General features: G+C 28.7%; 17 protein-coding genes. All 17 read right to left on the reverse strand.

Translation table 11 applies throughout. The features are described 5' to 3' along the window. Nucleotides 1-38 precede the first annotated feature (38 nt). Entirely contained in the window at nt 39-1,235 is a 1,197-nt protein-coding gene (locus tag J5A73_RS08315) for an efflux RND transporter periplasmic adaptor subunit (RefSeq protein ID WP_211614797.1), read from the reverse strand. Nucleotides 1,236-1,266: 31 nt separating this feature from the next. Further along, on the reverse strand, nt 1,267-2,535 hold the full coding sequence (locus tag J5A73_RS08320; RefSeq protein WP_211614799.1) for a TolC family protein: 1,269 nt from the start codon (nt 2,533-2,535) through the stop codon (nt 1,267-1,269). A 17-nt stretch (nt 2,536-2,552) separates the two neighbouring features. Further along, nucleotides 2,553-3,143, reverse strand: coding sequence for a TetR/AcrR family transcriptional regulator (locus J5A73_RS08325; RefSeq protein ID WP_211614810.1), 591 nt, complete (start codon nt 3,141-3,143; stop codon nt 2,553-2,555). 110 nt (nt 3,144-3,253) lie between these two features. Beyond that, nucleotides 3,254-4,444 carry an RIP metalloprotease gene (locus J5A73_RS08330; RefSeq protein ID WP_211614812.1) on the reverse strand — a complete coding sequence of 397 codons (1,191 nt, stop codon included), beginning with the start codon at nt 4,442-4,444 and terminating at the stop codon, nt 3,254-3,256. 240 nt (nt 4,445-4,684) lie between these two features. After that, entirely contained in the window at nt 4,685-5,251 is a 567-nt protein-coding gene (yqeK, locus tag J5A73_RS08335) for a bis(5'-nucleosyl)-tetraphosphatase (symmetrical) YqeK (RefSeq protein WP_211614815.1), read from the reverse strand. A 9-nt stretch (nt 5,252-5,260) separates the two neighbouring features. Beyond that, nucleotides 5,261-6,871 (reverse strand): CTP synthase, encoded by a 1,611-nt coding sequence (locus J5A73_RS08340; protein ID WP_211614818.1) that lies wholly within the window; start codon nt 6,869-6,871, stop codon nt 5,261-5,263. A gap of 254 nt (nt 6,872-7,125) precedes the next feature. After that, nucleotides 7,126-8,109 carry a class II fructose-bisphosphate aldolase gene (locus tag J5A73_RS08345; RefSeq protein ID WP_211614820.1) on the reverse strand — a complete coding sequence of 328 codons (984 nt, stop codon included), beginning with the start codon at nt 8,107-8,109 and terminating at the stop codon, nt 7,126-7,128. 105 nt (nt 8,110-8,214) lie between these two features. Then, on the reverse strand, nt 8,215-8,946 hold the full coding sequence (locus J5A73_RS08350) for a GH25 family lysozyme (RefSeq protein ID WP_249069229.1): 732 nt from the start codon (nt 8,944-8,946) through the stop codon (nt 8,215-8,217). A gap of 81 nt (nt 8,947-9,027) precedes the next feature. Beyond that, a complete protein-coding gene (gene serS / locus J5A73_RS08355; RefSeq protein ID WP_211614822.1) occupies nt 9,028-10,299 on the reverse strand; it encodes a serine--tRNA ligase in 1,272 nt (423 codons plus the stop codon). Between the two features lie 41 nt (nt 10,300-10,340). Continuing rightward, entirely contained in the window at nt 10,341-10,913 is a 573-nt protein-coding gene (locus J5A73_RS08360) for a hypothetical protein (protein WP_249069230.1), read from the reverse strand. Next, nucleotides 10,901-11,107, reverse strand: a complete 207-nt coding sequence (locus J5A73_RS10555; RefSeq protein ID WP_249069231.1) for a hypothetical protein — start codon at nt 11,105-11,107, stop codon at nt 10,901-10,903. Before J5A73_RS10555 ends, J5A73_RS08360 begins: the two co-directional genes overlap by 13 nt. Nucleotides 11,108-11,207: 100 nt before the next feature. Beyond that, nucleotides 11,208-12,155 (reverse strand): tetraacyldisaccharide 4'-kinase, encoded by a 948-nt coding sequence (gene lpxK / locus J5A73_RS08365; RefSeq protein WP_249069232.1) that lies wholly within the window; start codon nt 12,153-12,155, stop codon nt 11,208-11,210. Nucleotides 12,156-12,267: 112 nt separating this feature from the next. Continuing rightward, on the reverse strand, nt 12,268-13,176 hold the full coding sequence (whiA, locus tag J5A73_RS08370; protein WP_211614833.1) for a DNA-binding protein WhiA: 909 nt from the start codon (nt 13,174-13,176) through the stop codon (nt 12,268-12,270). A 21-nt stretch (nt 13,177-13,197) separates the two neighbouring features. Further along, a complete protein-coding gene (locus tag J5A73_RS08375) occupies nt 13,198-14,013 on the reverse strand; it encodes a toxin-antitoxin system YwqK family antitoxin (protein ID WP_211614835.1) in 816 nt (271 codons plus the stop codon). A 181-nt stretch (nt 14,014-14,194) separates the two neighbouring features. Further along, complete coding sequence (locus J5A73_RS08380) at nt 14,195-14,725, reverse strand: cell division protein SepF (RefSeq protein WP_249069234.1); 531 nt, start codon at nt 14,723-14,725, stop codon at nt 14,195-14,197. A gap of 12 nt (nt 14,726-14,737) precedes the next feature. After that, complete coding sequence (locus J5A73_RS08385; protein ID WP_211614838.1) at nt 14,738-15,328, reverse strand: YggS family pyridoxal phosphate-dependent enzyme; 591 nt, start codon at nt 15,326-15,328, stop codon at nt 14,738-14,740. A 66-nt stretch (nt 15,329-15,394) separates the two neighbouring features. Beyond that, on the reverse strand, nt 15,395-16,642 hold the full coding sequence (locus tag J5A73_RS08390) for an RNA-guided endonuclease TnpB family protein (RefSeq protein WP_211614850.1): 1,248 nt from the start codon (nt 16,640-16,642) through the stop codon (nt 15,395-15,397). Nucleotides 16,643-16,756: the final 114 nt, after the last annotated feature.

The raw sequence follows: 16,756 nt of genomic DNA on the forward strand, positions 1-16,756 counted from the left end.
AAATCGTGTACTCCTTTCCTTAAATTTATGAAAAATAACTATCTGACAATTTTGACTTTTTCATTTGCTTGTACAACATTTTGTCCATCGACAATTAACTCGTCACCAGAATCTAAACCTTGTCCTGTCACTGCTGCAAATGTTTCATTTTGATTTGTTATATTTATAGGAATTGCCACTGCTTTTCCATTTCGCACAACATAAATAACTTGTTGAACTCCTCTTACAACAATAGCTTTTTTAGGAATTACTAAACCATTTTCTGCTCCTGTTGAAATATTAGCTTTTGCGTACATTCCACTTCTTAATTGTCTATTTTCATTTGGAAGTTTTATTTTTACAATAAATTGTCTACTTGCCGAATCAGCTGTTGCCGCAACTTCATAAACAACTCCTTGCAATACTTGTCCCTTCAAATCATCAATTTTTACAGTTGCTGGTGTTCCAACTTGAATTTTTTGAACTACATCAGCTGAAACCCCAATTTCCAATTTCATTTCACTTTCATTAACTAAAGTAAATAATTGCTGTCCATTTGAAACTTCTTGACTTCTCTCCAAATTCATATTGGCAATTACTCCTGAAACTTTTGTTTTTATGCTTGATTTACTATTTGTATCTCTTGCTGTATCAAGATCTGCTTGTGCTGAATCAAGACTGTTTCTTCTGGCAGACAATGAATTTACTGCTGTGTGATAACTGCTTCTTGCTGAATCTAGCTTAGCTTGTGCTGCACTTAACTGTGTTTTTGCCTGTAAATAATCAGTTTCTGTTATTAGCCTTTTGTCATACAGCATTTGATATTTTCTAAAGTTAATTCTTGCTTCTTCGACAGCGGCCTGTGCTGAACTTATATTTCCTTCTGATGCGCTAATATCCGCTCTTGCTGAACTTATATTTGACTCAGCCGTTCGAACATTTGAAGCTGCCGATCTCACTCCTGATTTAGCCGCCTGATTTTCAATCGAAACTATCACTTGTCCCGCATCCACATAATCTCCATTTTGTGCATTAATTGCCACCACTTCTCCACTTGAAGTCGCTGTATACGGTATTTCTTCAATACCTTTTATCGTTCCACTAGCAGAATATCCTATAGAAATTTCATTTTGACCTATCATTTGAACTTTCACTGGTCTTGAAGAGCTAGACATCTTTGGCTTTTTCTTTCCGCATGAAATTGAAAACATCGCTAGAATTGCCACTACTGCAACTATTTTTTTATTAATTTTCATATATTCCTCCTATTTTTTCTAATCTAAATTATTAATCCAAAAACGCTCCATATTTTGAAACTAAATAATAGTATTTTAATTTTGCCTGAGCATAATTTACACGAGCCTGTCTTAAACTAGTTTCCGACTGCAATAAATTTTCCATTGTGATAAGTCTATATGCATATCTTTCTTTTTCCATTTCATACGACTCTTCAGCTTTTTGTACCGCAAGTTCCAACGCTTTTATACTTTTTTCAAGCGATTTTAGCTGAAAATAAGTTTTTCTCATATTTGCAGTAACCGTGTCAAGTGTCTGGTCAATTTGAACAGAAGAAATTTCCTGAGTTTTTTTAGCATATCTCACATTATTTTTTCTCTGTCCCCAATCAAAGATATCCCAGCTAAAATTAACTCCCGCAGAAGTCGAAAAATTTCTCGGTTTTAAAATATTTCCAAATCTATCTTGCCCTTGCAATGTCCCATAATTAATGACTCCATTTACAGACGGCTTAAAAGAAGCTTCTTCCACTTCCACATTTTTTCTACTTAAATCATTTTGTTTCATTGCAATTTTATATTCTGTATTATCAGTTTTAAGTTTTGCCAAATCTTCATCCAATTTAACTGTTGAAGTAAAGTTATCATCGACTCCAAAAGGAATTATTTCAATTTGTGAGCTATCTTTCACTCCAATCAAAATCCCAAGCGCTTCTTTTGAAACTTCAATATTTCCTTCCTGTTCCACAATTTGTGCGTCAATATCAGCCACACTTCTTTGAGCTTCTGTAAATTCAGGTTTTGTTGTCATTCTTAAATCATACAGCTCCTGCTGCGTCTTCAAATTTTGATTCAATGTTTCCTTAGATTTTTGCAAAACTTCAAGTGTGCTCATAGCATCATAGACATCAATATATGCTTTAACTGTATCAAGAATTGTATCTTTTCTCACTTTATCCAAATTAAGCTGTGACAATGTCAGACTTTCTTTACTTATTTCGTGCCCTAGCTTTAACTTTCCGCCTGTGTAAATTGGTTGTGACAAAGTCAAATAATGTTGAAATTTTTCTCCTGTTTTGGCAAAATTTTTATTTAGATATGTATTTGCCCCAGCTGTATAGCCAACCGTGAAAAACTTTTTGGACCATGCTTTATCCACATCAATTTTACTTTGTTCAGTTTTTAACATTGCTATTTTAATATCTTTATTATTTTTAATTGCCATCTCAGCCGCATCTTGAATTGAGATTTTTTCAGCAAAAGCTGGAATCGCAATAAACAATAATAATGATACCAGTATTCTCAAATTACTTCTTTTCATTTTTCCTCCTCGTAAGTCTATTTTAATGCACTATCTATAAACCTTGCAATTTCTTTAATTGCTATTTTAGCCCTATCTTCAAAGTCTTTATCTATTCCTTTATTTTCAAATATCTCTTCAAAAAAATAACCTTCAATTGAAGAATTTATATATTTTGAAATAATTTCCAAATCCCAAATTTTTTTATTCTCATATTTTTTTATGATATTTTCTTTAATAAAAGTTGTATAAAAAACTGTTATTTTATTTTTAAATTCATCAATTTGACCTGATTTCATAATATACAAATTTCCCAATTTCATATTTTGAATATACCCCAAAAATAGCTCCACTCTTTTTTCCAATAGATTATACAAAATTTTTGACGGTTCTTCAGAAGTATCTATATCATTTATAGAATTTTCGATTTCAATTTCTATTTTTTCCAAAATCGAGAACAAAACATCTTCTTTTGTCTTAAAATAAGTGTAAAAACTTCCTTTGGATATTCCCACTTCCTTTGTTATCCTCTCAATTTTTATCTCCTCATACCCATTTTTTTTAAATAATTCCCAAGATTTTTTTAAAATTCTCTCTCTTTTTTTCTCCTTTTCACAACTTCTAGCCAACTTTTCTTCTCCCAAAATCGTATTTTTTTATTATATTAAATGACTAATAAGTCACTTAATATAATAAATATAATATAATTTTTTCCCCCTTTTGTCAATATCTTTTTATTCTAAAAATACTTTGTTATATCAAAAAATACTATTATTAACATAATAGCTATCAAAAATATCATTCCGATAATATGTATTTTTTCTTCAATTTTTTTATTAATTTTTATTCCAAAAAATTCTGGCAAAACAAATAAAATTCTTCCTCCGTCAAGAGCAGGAATTGGAAGCAAATTCATTATTCCTATGTTTATTGAAATCAAAATAAATATACCAAGTAGAGCCAAAGCACCACCGTTACTGTAAGCCATTCCAACAATTTTTGGAAGTCCCACAGGTCCTGTCATATCATTCATTCCAACTTTTCCTGTGACAAGCATTTTCACACCGTCAAGAGTCATTTTAAAATAATCTTTAAATGTATAAAAAGTCGAATTTATCTTTTCTCCAAAAGTCAATTTTTTTTGCAAAACTTGTATTCCAAGCAAATTTGATTTAGCTTCTCCGTAATAAGTTAATTTCACATTTTGAGTCATTTCTTTATTATTTCTCAAAATTTTTAGCGAAATATTTTCGTCTTTATAATTTTTACCAATTTTTGAAATTTCTTTAGTCATCTCTTTCCAATTTTGAATTTTTTTCCCATTAATTTCCAAAATTTTATCATTTTTCTCCAGCTTACCATTAACTTTTGAGTCACTTCTAACTACGCCAACAACAGGTTCTGTCAATTCCATAGGTTTCATATTAGTTACAGAAAGCATTATAAAAATCGCAATTATTGCCGAAATAAAATTCATTACAACTCCAGCAATCAAAACAGCAAATCTTGCGAACGGAGATTTTGTGTAAAATCCATTTTTAGAAATGTAATTTTGTCTTTTTTCTTCTTCTCTCATTTCAAGATTCACTCTTTTTTCCACTTCGTCCACAAATTTTTCGTCGTCCATTTCTAAATTTTCAAAATCTTCTTCTTCTTTCAAAATTTCGGCAATCTCATCAATTTTTTCTCTTTTAAAATTTTCAAGATCAAACTCTTCTGGCTGCATTCCGCCAATATTGACAAATCCTCCAAGCGGCAAAGCACGAATTGAATAAACTGTCTCTCCCTTTTTCCATGAAAAAATCTTAGGTCCCATTCCAATCGCAAATTCAAAAACAGGCATTTTAAAAAATTTTGCCATAAAAAAATGTCCCGATTCATGAATTAAAACTATAACTCCAAGTAATATCAATGTCAAAATTATACTCATAGCTGTCTATTTTCATCTCCCTTTTTAGTTTTTTATTTAGATTATCACAACTTCATAAAAAAATCAAATTTTTTCAAAAAAAATAAGTTATATATAAATATAAATAAATAATTTAAGTAATTTAAGTTAAATAATATATATAATATAATAAATTACATATAAATAAAAAATAAAAAGTTACTCAAAAATATAAAATTTTTAAATAACTTTTATTTTAATTTTTTTAAATTTTTAAAGTTTTTATTTTAAAATAGAATTTCTAAATTTAATAATATTTGGATGAATAACCGAATCTCTCTCAAGTAAATATTCCAATTTTCTGTCAATTTCAAATTTTATTGCCAAATCCAAATCTTCTTTTGCCAATTTTCTTGCAGTTTCTACACCATCCCAATCTCTTTTTTCTTCAATCGCATCAGCCAAATAAATAATTTTAGACAAAGTTGTCATATTTTCGCTGCCAATTGTGTGATATTTTATTGCAGAAAAAATGTCATCATCGTCAACTTCAAACAAATCATAGTTTTTTGCAACAAATTCAGCTCCTGCAAATCCATGTAAAATCGCATTTGTCCAAAAAATCTTATTTTCAATCTCAGGATATTTCCCACGAACTAAATCAAGCATTCTAGGTATTTCAAAAAATTTTGCCACATCATGAAGAATCCCAGCAGCTTCGGCTTTCGATGGATCAACTCCGTATATTTTTGCTAATTCAACTGCACATTTTGCCACTCTTTCCACATGAGCATATCTTTTTTCGTCCAAATATTTTTTCACATTTTTTCTAATTTTTTGAATATCCATAATTTTTTCCTACTTTCCTTCGATTTTTTTTATAGCAGCTTTTATCCAACCAGTAAATAATGGATGAGGTCTGTTTGGTCTACTTTTAAATTCAGGATGATATTGACAAGCCACAAAATAAGGATGATTTTTTATTTCCACAACTTCCACATATTTTCCATTTGGAGATAATCCCACAATATCCATTCCCGCTTTTTCAAATTCTTCTCTGTAAGTATTATTAAACTCATATCTATGTCTATGTCTTTCAGAAATTTCAGTATTTCCATAAACTTGTGCCGCAATACTGTCATCTTTTAAAATACATGGATATGCTCCAAGTCTCATAGTTCCTCCCATATCCTCAATTCCTTCTTGTTCTTCCATAAGACTAATTACAGGAGTTTTTGTATCTTTGTCAAATTCTGTCGAAGTCGCATCTTTATATCCAAGTACATTTCTTGCAAATTCCACACAAGCCATCTGCATTCCAAGACAAATTCCAAAAAATGGTATTTTATTTTCTCTTGCAAATTGTATAGCATCTATTTTCCCATCAATTCCTCTGTCGCCAAATCCTCCTGGAACTAAGATTCCATCATAATTTGAAAGGCACTTAACATCAAAATCTCCAGCTTTCAAATAATCAATTTCTACTTTTGTATCAAGATTAAATCCAGCGTGTTCTATTGATTCATGAATACTTATATAAGCATCTTTTAATTCCACATATTTTCCAACAACTGCAACTTTCAATGATTTTTTAGGATGTTTAAATTTATCTACCATCTTGCTCCATTCCGCTAAAGACGGCTTTTTATTTTCTAAGTTAAAATGTTTGCAAATCACATCAGCAAGTCCCAATTTTTCCATTGTCAACGGAATTTCATAAAGACTTTTGGCATCTTCTGACTCAATCACGGCTTCTTCATCAATGTCACAAAAGATAGAGATTTTTTTCTTAATATTTTGATCCACTGGATGTTCACTTCTCACAACTATCACATCAGGTGCAACTCCAAGTCCTTGCAATGTTTTTACACTGTGCTGAGTAGGTTTTGTCTTAAGTTCTCCAGCCACTTTTAAATAAGGCAGCAAAGTCACATGGATATAAGCGATATTTTCTCTCCCAGCTTCTCTTTTCCACTGTCTAATAGCTTCAATAAACGGATCACTTTCAATATCTCCAATTGTTCCGCCAATCTCAGTAATTACAAAATCTGCACCAGTTTTTTCTCCTGCAAGTTTTATATTTCTTTTAATTTCATCGGTAACATGAGGAACTGTTTGAACCGTACCTCCTAAAAAATCTCCTCTTCTTTCTTTTTCAATAATTCTTGACATCACTCTTCCAGAAGTAAGATTATTATACTGTGTAAGATTTTCATTGATAAATCTCTCATAATGTCCCAAATCCAAGTCAGTTTCCGCACCATCTTCTGTAACAAAAACTTCCCCGTGCTGATAAGGACTCATTGTTCCTGGATCCACATTCAAATATGGATCAAACTTTTGAATTGTCACTTTGTATCCTCTCTCTTTCAAAAGTCTACCAAGTGACGACGCAACAATTCCTTTCCCAAGCGAAGAAACAACACCACCTGTGACAAATATATATTTTGTGTTTCCTTTTACTTTCATTTTTCCTCCTTAAATTATAATTATCGCTATTATTATTTTAGTATTACATTTAATATTAATTTTATTTTTTATTTTATTTATCAGTCTTTTTATTTATTAATTATAAATATTTTACAAAAAAAAGATGAAAAAAAAAATTTTCATCTCATTTTAAAGAATCAATGCAAATTTATGTAGAAAAGTTAGCAAATCAATAAAGATTACACTAACTTTTCCTTTTTGAATTAATTTTTTAATTTTTTTAATTAAAATTATTATCTTGCAGAACCTGCTTTGTAAGCTCCATCAGATCCGAATACATTTTTGATTTTATCTTTGTAGTAATCTCTGATATAGTTTTTAGCTGGTCCTAAATATTTTCTTGGGTCAAATTCTTTAGGGTTTTTAGTAAATACTTCTCTAACTCCTGCAGTGAAAGCCAATCTTCCATCAGTATCTACATTAATTTTAGCTACTGCTGATTTAGCGGCTTTTCTTAATTCTGAATCAGGTATACCAATTGCATCAGCTAATTCTCCACCATATTCTTTAATCATTTTTACGAATTGTTGAGGTACTGCTGAAGAACCGTGTAATACGATTGGGAATCCAGGGATTCTTTTTTCGATTTCAGCTAAGATGTCTAATCTTAATTTAGGATCTTCACCTGGTTTAAATTTGTGAGCTCCGTGAGAAGTTCCAATTGCGATTGCTAATGAGTCAACACCAGTTTTAGATACGAAATCTTCAACTTCTTCAGGTTGAGTGTAAATGTGTTCAGCTGCTTTTACATCGTCTTCGATTCCAGCCAAAACTCCCAATTCAGCTTCAACTGTTACATCGTGTTGGTGAGCAAAATCAGCAACTTTTTTAGCTTCTGCAACATTTTCGTCGTATGGGTGGTGAGAACCATCATACATTACTGAAGAGAATCCGTATTCGATACAGTCTTTAGCTTCTTCAAAGTTTGGACCATGATCCAAGTGCAATGCTACTGGTATATCAGATCCTGCAGCTTTAACATAAGCTGTTGCAGCTTTAGCAATCCAAGGTAACATTTCTTTACCAATATATTTTCTAGCTCCTGTAGAAACTTGTAAAATTACTGGAGAACCAGTTTCAACAGCTGCTTCAATAATACCTTGCAATTGTTCCATGTTATTGAAGTTAAATGCTGGAACTGCATATCCTTCTTTGTTTGCTTTAGCGAACATTTCTTTAGTGTTTACTAACCCTAAATCTTTAAAATGATATTTCATTTTTTTGCCTCCTAAATATTTTAATTAATAAATTAATTTCCTACTTATATGTTACCAAATTTTTTTATAAAAATCAATAATTAAAATAAAATAATTTTTTATTTTTTAATTTAATTTGCTGTCTTTAATCAATTTTTCAACTGTAAGTCCTTTTCTTAGCACATTTTTATCAGTAAATCCAGGTATTCCTTCAATTCTTCCCTTTTTAGAAATTTGCCAAATTACCCATCTTTCATCTTCCATAATTCTCGGATAATACTTATAATCCGTTATCCAAAGTTTATTTTGCAAAAATTCTCCTTTTATGTAACTGTTATATGTTTTGTAATTCACATAAAAAATCACTCTTTTTTGATAATAATTTTCCAGCTTTTGTACCATTTTTTTCAATTCTGGCAAAACTTCACTTTTTTTATATTTTTTTGTGGAAATTTCCAAATCTATAATTGGTGGCAAAGTCTTATTTGAATAGGGAACTTTACTTATATAAAAGTCCGCTTGAGCTTCTCCACTGCTGGTCATAGTAAAAAAATGATATGCTCCCACTGTAAATCCATTTATTCTAGCATTATTCCAATTATACGAAAAATCTGAATCTAAAAAATTTTGTCCTTCTGTCGCTTTTAATACGATAAATTTATATTTTTTATCAACTCTCGTCCAATTCACTTTATCCTGATGATGCGAAATATCAAGTCCTTGAACATTGTGTCCCTTAAATAGAGCAAGTGCTTCATTGTGATTTAAATATCCCCACCATTCTAAAAAAATTACTATTCCTCCAAAGATTATCACAACAACCAAAAATTTCAAAACATTGAATATAATTTGTTTCATGATTTTCCTCCTTTTAACTTAACTTAATTCAATTTACGAATTTTAATCACTTTTTTATGACAATCTTAAAGAAATATTTTTTTACTTAATAACTGTCATTCCACCCATGTAAGGTACTAAAACTTCAGGAATTACAATACTTCCGTCAGCTTGCTGATAATTTTCCATAATTGCAAGCAATGTTCGTCCAACCGCAAGTCCTGAACCATTTAATGTGTGTACAAAATGACTTTTTTTCGTTTCTTTATCACGATATTTAATCATAGCTCTTCTTGCTTGGAAATCTTCTGTATTTGAGCAAGATGAGATTTCTCTATATTTATTTTGACTAGGCACCCAAACTTCTAAATCATAAGTCTTAGCAGCACTAAATCCTATATCTCCACTGCAAAGCGAAATCACTCTGTATGGTAAATTCAATTTCTGCAAGATTTTTTCTGCACTGTTTACCATTGATTCAAGTTCATCATAAGAAGTTTCAGGTTTTACAATTTTTACCATTTCAACTTTATTAAATTGATGTTGACGAATTAGTCCTTTTAAATCACGACCACCTGAACCAGCTTCTTTTCTAAAACAAGCCGTATATCCGCAATAATGTTTCGGCAATTCTTCTTCGTCTAAAATTTCTCCATTATGTAAATTTGTAAGTGTTACTTCTGCTGTTGGGATTAAATACATTTCTTCCCCTTCGATTTTATAAGCATCTTCAGCAAATTTAGGAAGTTGTCCAGTTCCAACCATCATTTCTTTTTTTACAAGCTGTGGTGTGAAAATTTCTTCAAAATCTTCTTCTTGAGTATGAACATCAATCATAAAAGCAATTAACGCTCTCTCAAGTCTAGCAGCTGCATTTTTATAAACTGTAAATCTTGAACCACTAAGTTTTGCACCTCTTTCAAAATCTAAAATTCCAAGATTAACTCCTAATTCATCATGAGATTTTATCTCAAAGTCAAATTCTCTTGGAGTTCCCCATTTTCTAATTTCAACATTGTCATCTTCGTCGTTCCCAATTGGCGTATCAGGACTTAATTTATTTGGAACTGTGTAATTTAATAAAAGCTGTTTCTCATCGTTTTCAGCCAATTTTTGGTCCAATTCTTTTATTTTGGCACTTACTTCTTGCATTCTTGAAAGCAGTTCAGCCGTATCTTTTCCTTCTTTTTTGTATTTTCCAATTAATGAACTTGATTCATTTCTCTCTTTTTTTAGCATTTCTACTTCTTGCAATAAATTTCTTCTCACTTCATCATATTTTAAAAGTGCATCCAAATCAAAATCGCTCTTTCTATTTTTTAAAAATTCTTTTACTTTATCCACATTTTCACGGATATATCTCATTTCTAGCATCTTTTTTCCTTTCTCTATTTTTTTATTTTTTATTTTTATATTTAAATAAAATTATACAATATTTTTTTACTTTCTGATAATTCTTCAAAACTATAATTTTTCTCAAAATTTATTTTTTTCAAATTTCGAATCTCATATTTTTCTATAATTTTGTCAAAATTTTTCACATAAATTTTTTTATAAAGTATAGAAATTTCATTTTCCAAAAAATATTTTATATTTTTTTCATCTTCAAAATCCAAAAAACAAAATTGTGACTTTGTAAAATAATTTAAAATATTTTTTAAAATCTCTTCCACAAAAAATCTTATATTTGAATATTTTTCGCCATTTTCAAAAATAATTTTTTCAATCATTTTTTCCGCAAAAAAAGTTTTTATAAATTTATTTTCGTCAGCCGAAATAAATGAAAAATTATACAAAATTTCAAAAAATTTTTTTTTATTTTTATAAAACATTTCGTTTCCAAGTTTTAGTGCGTGATTGCTCTCTCTGTTAAAAAGACTTCTAGTAAAACTATCTTCCAACTTTTTAACTTCAATTTTAGATTGTCTTTTTATTTTTTTTTCTTTTTCTAAAAATGTTTTTTCAAATTCACTTTTTATATTTTCCAAAATTTTTTCTTTTTTTGTTCTTTTAGTTCTTTTTTTTCTCTTTTTTCATTTTCACAATAAATATAAGCCATCTCAAGTATAAACGACGGCTCTTTGCGAACAATCTTAAAATTTTTGTCCAAAATAAAATATTTTCTTTTTTCAAAATGATTTTTATGTTCCAAAATAAATTGTGAAAAACTTTTTATCTCCAAAACTTTCTCCTTCCAGTTTTTTAGTTTTTTGCTTTTTTGTTTTTTTTTTACCTAATTTTTTTTCTCTATTTTATTTATTATTTTTTTATTTTTCATAATTTTAAAAAATTTTTTTCAAATCGAATTTCATTTTTAAAACAAGCAAATTTTCTATATTTTTATCAATTTTAACGGCATCTTTTTCTGTCGTTACGACAAAATCATAGTTTTTACTCTTCTTCTGAATTTCTTCAAAATCTTCAGAACTATACAAATGATGATCTGAAAATTTAATTTCATCCACATTTTTTGGTAACAAATTTTTTATTGTCTTATAAAAAACCGCAGGATTTGCAATGGATGAAAAAATTAAAATATTTTTATTTTTTATAATATTTTTAGAAATTCTATTTTTAAAATTTTCTTTTTTTTCTTTATTTTCAAAATTTTTATTATTTTCACTATTTATTTTACCAAATTTTTCATCATTTTCAAAATTTAATTTATAAAAATAATCGTTCTCAAAAATGGCAAAAAAAACTTTTTTTTCATATTTCTTTATTTTTTCCAAAATTTTTAAAATTTCTTTTTTTTCCACATAATTACTTTTAGTAATGATTATTTCATCCGCACGATTCAACGAATCTATCGATTCCCTAAGTCTACCTTTCGGCAAAAATTTATTATTTCCAAAAGGATTAGTTGCATCAATCAAAACGATATTTTCATCCTTCAAAAGTTTTCTGTGCTGAAATCCGTCGTCCATAATAATAACTTCAACGCCACAATTTTCTTTCAAAAATTTTGCACCTTTATATCTGTCTTTTGACACAACTACTGGAACTTTAAAATTTTCAGCATGAAAAAACGCTTCATCTCCAGATTCCCTTGAAGTGCAGTAAATTTTCTCTTCATCTCGCACTAAAAGCAAATCCGTCTTTCTCTTGCCTTTATAACCTCGGCTCAAAATCCCAACTTTCATATTTTTTCTTAAATATTCATTCACAAAATATTGCACAGCTGGAGTTTTTCCCGTTCCTCCCGCAACAATATTTCCGATACAAATCACTTTTACTCCATCGACTTTTTAGATTTCAAAATATTTAAATCAAAAAGTTTATTTCGTAAAAATACTATAAATCCATATATTATTGATAATAATTCCAATTTTTTCTCCAATTTTAAAAATTTAATAAATCTTTATACATCGTCTCAATTCTTCTAAATCTACTTTTTATTCCAGATTTTGAAATGTTCATCAAATCCGCAAGTTCCTGAAGTGAAAACTCTTCGTTTTCAAGCCGTGCTTTTGCGGTTTCCTGTAAAACATTTGAGAGTTCAGACAGACCTATTTTTTCGTCAATATATTTTATCATTTTTATTTGTTTTTCTGACGCCGAGATTTTTTTTGTTTCATTTGCAATTTCCCAGTTCATATTTCTGTTAATTTTATTACGAATTTCTTTATTTACCGTAACTTCTTCAAATTCAAAAAATGAATTTACTGCTCCTATTAAAAAAATTATGTCCAAAATATCTTCCGAATTTCTCAAATAAACTATTTTTTTCTCTTTTTTTTCAGTTTTTGAAATTTTTTTCCCCATCTCGCTAAATAGATTAAATAAAAAGTTTGAAAAATCTTCACTATCCAGAAAAAAGTCCAATGCATAAGATTTTTCAGGTGATTTTATGTAACCACAGCTAAGAAAAGCACCTCGAATTATTCCTGAAATCATTTCTTCATCTTCAAAATTTTTTACTGAACAATTTTTGAAAGAAAATAATTTTTCAAAAAATTTTTTATACTCTTTTTCATTTTGTTTTGTTGGAATAAGTATTACTTTATATATTTTTGACGACAGTTGCCGTTTATTTACGATATACTTTAATTGTATATCCATTTTTGTAACTTTTCTCAAATTTGAATAAACTCTTTTGGCAAATGAAACATTTTCTGTGCTAAAAAAAATCCCATTTTCTAAAATCGCATTTTTTGAAGCAAGTATTCCAAATAATTCCGCAAAAACTGCTTCATTTTTCTTATTTTCCAAACCCAGTATTTCCCTTTTTAAATTTGCTGAATATGACATTTTTTTTCCTTTTTTTAATTTTTAATGATTTACAGTTCTAGAATTTCCAGATTTGTCATAATAAGTCCAAGTTCCAACTCTTCTTCTTCCATTAAGATTTCCAGTAAATCCAACTGCTCCATTTGTATAATAACCTTTTAGAGTCCCAGCTCCATTATTTAAATTTGCTTCATAAAGTAAATTTCCATTTTCGTAGTAAACCTTCATTAATCCATTAACTTGGTCATTTTGATAATTAATTTCTGAAATTTTTGTACCATTTGATTTCCATTCAGTAAATAATCCGTTTTTATATCCGTCTATGTAAGTTCCTTGTGATTTTTTCGAACCATTTTCATAATATTCTGTCCAAGTTCCAGTCATTTTTCCATTTTGATATTGTCCAACTGTTTCTTGACTTCCTGTTTTTCCGTAATATGAATAATATCTTCCGTTTAATTCATCGTTAGCATATTGATATCTTTTCCATAATTTCCCATTTTCCGAGTAAACTAGCCATTCTCCTTCTTTTTTACCGTTTACATATCTTCCAGTCGTATATTGATTTCCATTTGCATAATATTCATTAAAATTACCGTTTAAAACTCCGTTACTCATATTGACAACAAGCCTTCTTCCACCTTCATCCATAATTCTATAATCTCCGCTTCCGATAAGCTGATAAGTTGTTCCATTGATTCTTTTGGCATCTTCTGGACCAATTCCAGTAACTTTGGATAAATTTACTTTTCCAAAACTGACTCCATAATTTCCAAACACATCTTTACCGTAAGAAATCGCTGACATAGCCATCAGTCCTACAACAAATAATACTTTTTTCTTATTTATTTTTATCATAGTTATCTCTCCTATTTTTTCGATTAATGTTTTATTTAATACTTAAATATTCTTTTTACATTATAACAAATTTTTCTATTTTTTAAAAATTTTTTTTAAATTAAAAAGAACTATTTCTAAAATTACAAAATACAAAATCAAAATATAGAAATAATTCTTTTTATCAAATAAAATTTTATAATTATAAATAATTACCGTCTTTAGAATCTTCACCTAACGAAGCATCAATATCTTCATAATCTATTCCAACTGGAATTGAAGTCAAAACTTTATCTGTAACTTTTGATAAATGAGCATTCATTGCATATGCCGCTCCACTCACGAAATCTATTACTCTTTGTCCCACTTCATATTCTAAAAATTCCAAACTAAATGTTACCACTTTATTTTCTTTTATTGCATCTGCAATAAGTCTTGAATCTTCAAAAACTTTTGGTCTGATTATTGAAACATAACTAACTTTTGTAGCCGATGCCATTTCTGCTGTCATCTTTGCACTCTCCTCCTTTTTATTTCCTACGCCAAAAATACTTCCTATACCTTTTTTTTCTTCATTATGTTTTTCCTCTTTAAAGTTTGGTTTTGGGTTTGGCTGTTGTGGTTTTGGACTTTCTACTTCTTTATTTTCTTCTGCTGCCGATTGTTCCAATTCATCATCGTCGTCTTCAACATCATCCCCAAAAAATTCCATTAATTTTCGTTTTAGTCCCAAAATTATAACCTCCTATTCAAATAATTTGCTTCCAATTCTAATTATTGTTGCACCATTTTTCAAAGCAATTTTATAATCGTTTGACATTCCCATTGAAAGTTCTGTCAAATAATCATATTTTTTTGAAAATTTTTCTTTTAATTCTTGCATCTTTTTAAAATAATTGTCAATTTCATCAGTTGTCGCTGAAAATGGCGCCATTGTCATAAAACCTATTATTTTTACATTACTTTGTGAAAAATATTTTTCATAATCTTTTTCAAAATCCTCGATATAAATTCCTGTTTTTGACTCTTCTTTTGAAACATTAATTTGTATAAGTCCATTCACAATTCTTCCGTGTTCAGCCGCCTTTTTATTAATTTCTAAAAGTAAATCATATGAATCGATGGAATGTATCAAATTTACGCTCTCAATTATATACTTTATTTTATTTTTTTGCAATCTTCCAATAAAATCCCATTTGATACCGTTGTTACCAATTTCATTTAATTTATCTCGATAAAGTTGCGCTCTATTTTCTCCAAAATAATTGTAACCCATTTTGACAATTTCTTTGTGCTGACAAATATCAAAGTATTTGCTGACAACTGAACCTCCCACGACTAAAGTCGCAGGGTTCTAAAATCTTTAAAAATATTTAAAAATTTTCTAAGAAGTTTGATAGTCCTATGCTATCCTTATTCTTTTAGGTGTGTCCAGCTCACCTCTATTGTATAGGACGCTTAAGTCCACAACTTTACTTTTTCTTAATATATTTAATGCTCCATTACAATCTGCATTTAATTGATAGCCTTTACTTGTTTGATATAGTCCTCTTTTTATCCTTTTTCCACTGAATATATATTCTTGCGGATTTTCTTTATCATATACTGGAATTTCATCTCCATCAAAGAAACTTGCTTTTGATGTATAACTTTCTTCTTGTAGTTTAAATTCTATTCCATATAGTTTACATAGGTATATTAATTTATCTCTTAATTTTCCATATGGTATATTTACAAAGTTTTGATTATTTATACTTCCTATATTTGATTTTCTTTGAAAATCTTCGTTACATCCTAGAACTAGTTTTCCTATATCATTATTAAGACAATAATTTATAATCATTCTTGCTGCTTTTGAAAGATAATCTTCTATACGATTATTTCTCTTTCTAGCTATTCTCTTTTGCCTTAATGTTATATGCTCTATCTTTTGCTTATCTTTAATGCTTTGCAATTTTGCATTTGTCTTATTATAGTATTGATTTATTGATTTTAATTTTCTACCATCTATTATGAATGATGCTCCATTATTAGTTACACAAGTGCAAAGATTGTCTATACCTAAATCAATTCCTAGTGCATTGTTTTCATTTAATTCCCTTTGAACTTCTTTTACTTCGTAAGTATATTGAATTTCAAAGTACCTAGAATGTTGTTTGGGTATTATTCTAATTTCTCTTATCTTCTTGTCTTTTAATACTGGTGGTAGCTTAATTTTAATCTCCTGATGAGTTTTCTTAAACAAATTTGAATAAGGAACTATCAGAATACCATCTTTTAATCTTACAAAACCTATAACAAGAGTTATAAATCCATCTTTATCAAGATATTTAGGTAATTTTATATCTTTAAAATTATATTGACCATTTTTAGCAAGTTTTAAAAGTCCAAAGAATGATTTAAAACTTCCGTCTACTTCTTTTAGAATTTGTTGTGCCATATTAGAATTTAATTTTTTATAGTTCTCACTATTTTTAATCATCTTATAGTTTTCATTATAACTTAAATACTTTTTATTTTTAAAATAGTATTGTCTAACATTGTATATAGCCTGATTCTTTAAATTCTTAGCTATATGACACAAATATTTTAAATTTCTAAACTCCTTTTTACTAAGATGTTTTACCTGTTGTTTTAAAGTTAAATACATAGATATCACCTCCTTTTCATCAGAGATATTATACTATATATCCTACATTTTATCTATTAAAAAGTAATATTTTTTAAATATTTTTAAAGTTTTTAAAACCCCACAACAGTGGGA

Origin of the sequence: Leptotrichia sp. oral taxon 218 (assembly GCF_018128225.1) — a bacterium.
Lineage (GTDB): Bacteria > Fusobacteriota > Fusobacteriia > Fusobacteriales > Leptotrichiaceae > Leptotrichia.

What these genes read in the sequence shown, in the direction of transcription:
- J5A73_RS08315 (WP_211614797.1), bottom strand. Translation starts at nt 1,235, where the DNA reads ATGAAAATTAATAAAAAAATAGTTGCAGTAGTGGCAATTCTAGCGATG.
- J5A73_RS08320 (WP_211614799.1), bottom strand. Translation starts at nt 2,535, where the DNA reads ATGAAAAGAAGTAATTTGAGAATACTGGTATCATTATTATTGTTTATT.
- J5A73_RS08330 (WP_211614812.1), bottom strand. Translation starts at nt 4,444, where the DNA reads ATGAGTATAATTTTGACATTGATATTACTTGGAGTTATAGTTTTAATT.
- yqeK (WP_211614815.1), bottom strand. Translation starts at nt 5,251, where the DNA reads ATGGATATTCAAAAAATTAGAAAAAATGTGAAAAAATATTTGGACGAA.
- J5A73_RS08340 (WP_211614818.1), bottom strand. Translation starts at nt 6,871, where the DNA reads ATGAAAGTAAAAGGAAACACAAAATATATATTTGTCACAGGTGGTGTT.
- J5A73_RS08345 (WP_211614820.1), bottom strand. Translation starts at nt 8,109, where the DNA reads ATGAAATATCATTTTAAAGATTTAGGGTTAGTAAACACTAAAGAAATG.
- J5A73_RS08350 (WP_249069229.1), bottom strand. Translation starts at nt 8,946, where the DNA reads ATGAAACAAATTATATTCAATGTTTTGAAATTTTTGGTTGTTGTGATA.
- serS (WP_211614822.1), bottom strand. Translation starts at nt 10,299, where the DNA reads ATGCTAGAAATGAGATATATCCGTGAAAATGTGGATAAAGTAAAAGAA.
- whiA (WP_211614833.1), bottom strand. Translation starts at nt 13,176, where the DNA reads ATGTCATATTCAGCAAATTTAAAAAGGGAAATACTGGGTTTGGAAAAT.
- J5A73_RS08375 (WP_211614835.1), bottom strand. Translation starts at nt 14,013, where the DNA reads ATGATAAAAATAAATAAGAAAAAAGTATTATTTGTTGTAGGACTGATG.
- J5A73_RS08390 (WP_211614850.1), bottom strand. Translation starts at nt 16,642, where the DNA reads ATGTATTTAACTTTAAAACAACAGGTAAAACATCTTAGTAAAAAGGAG.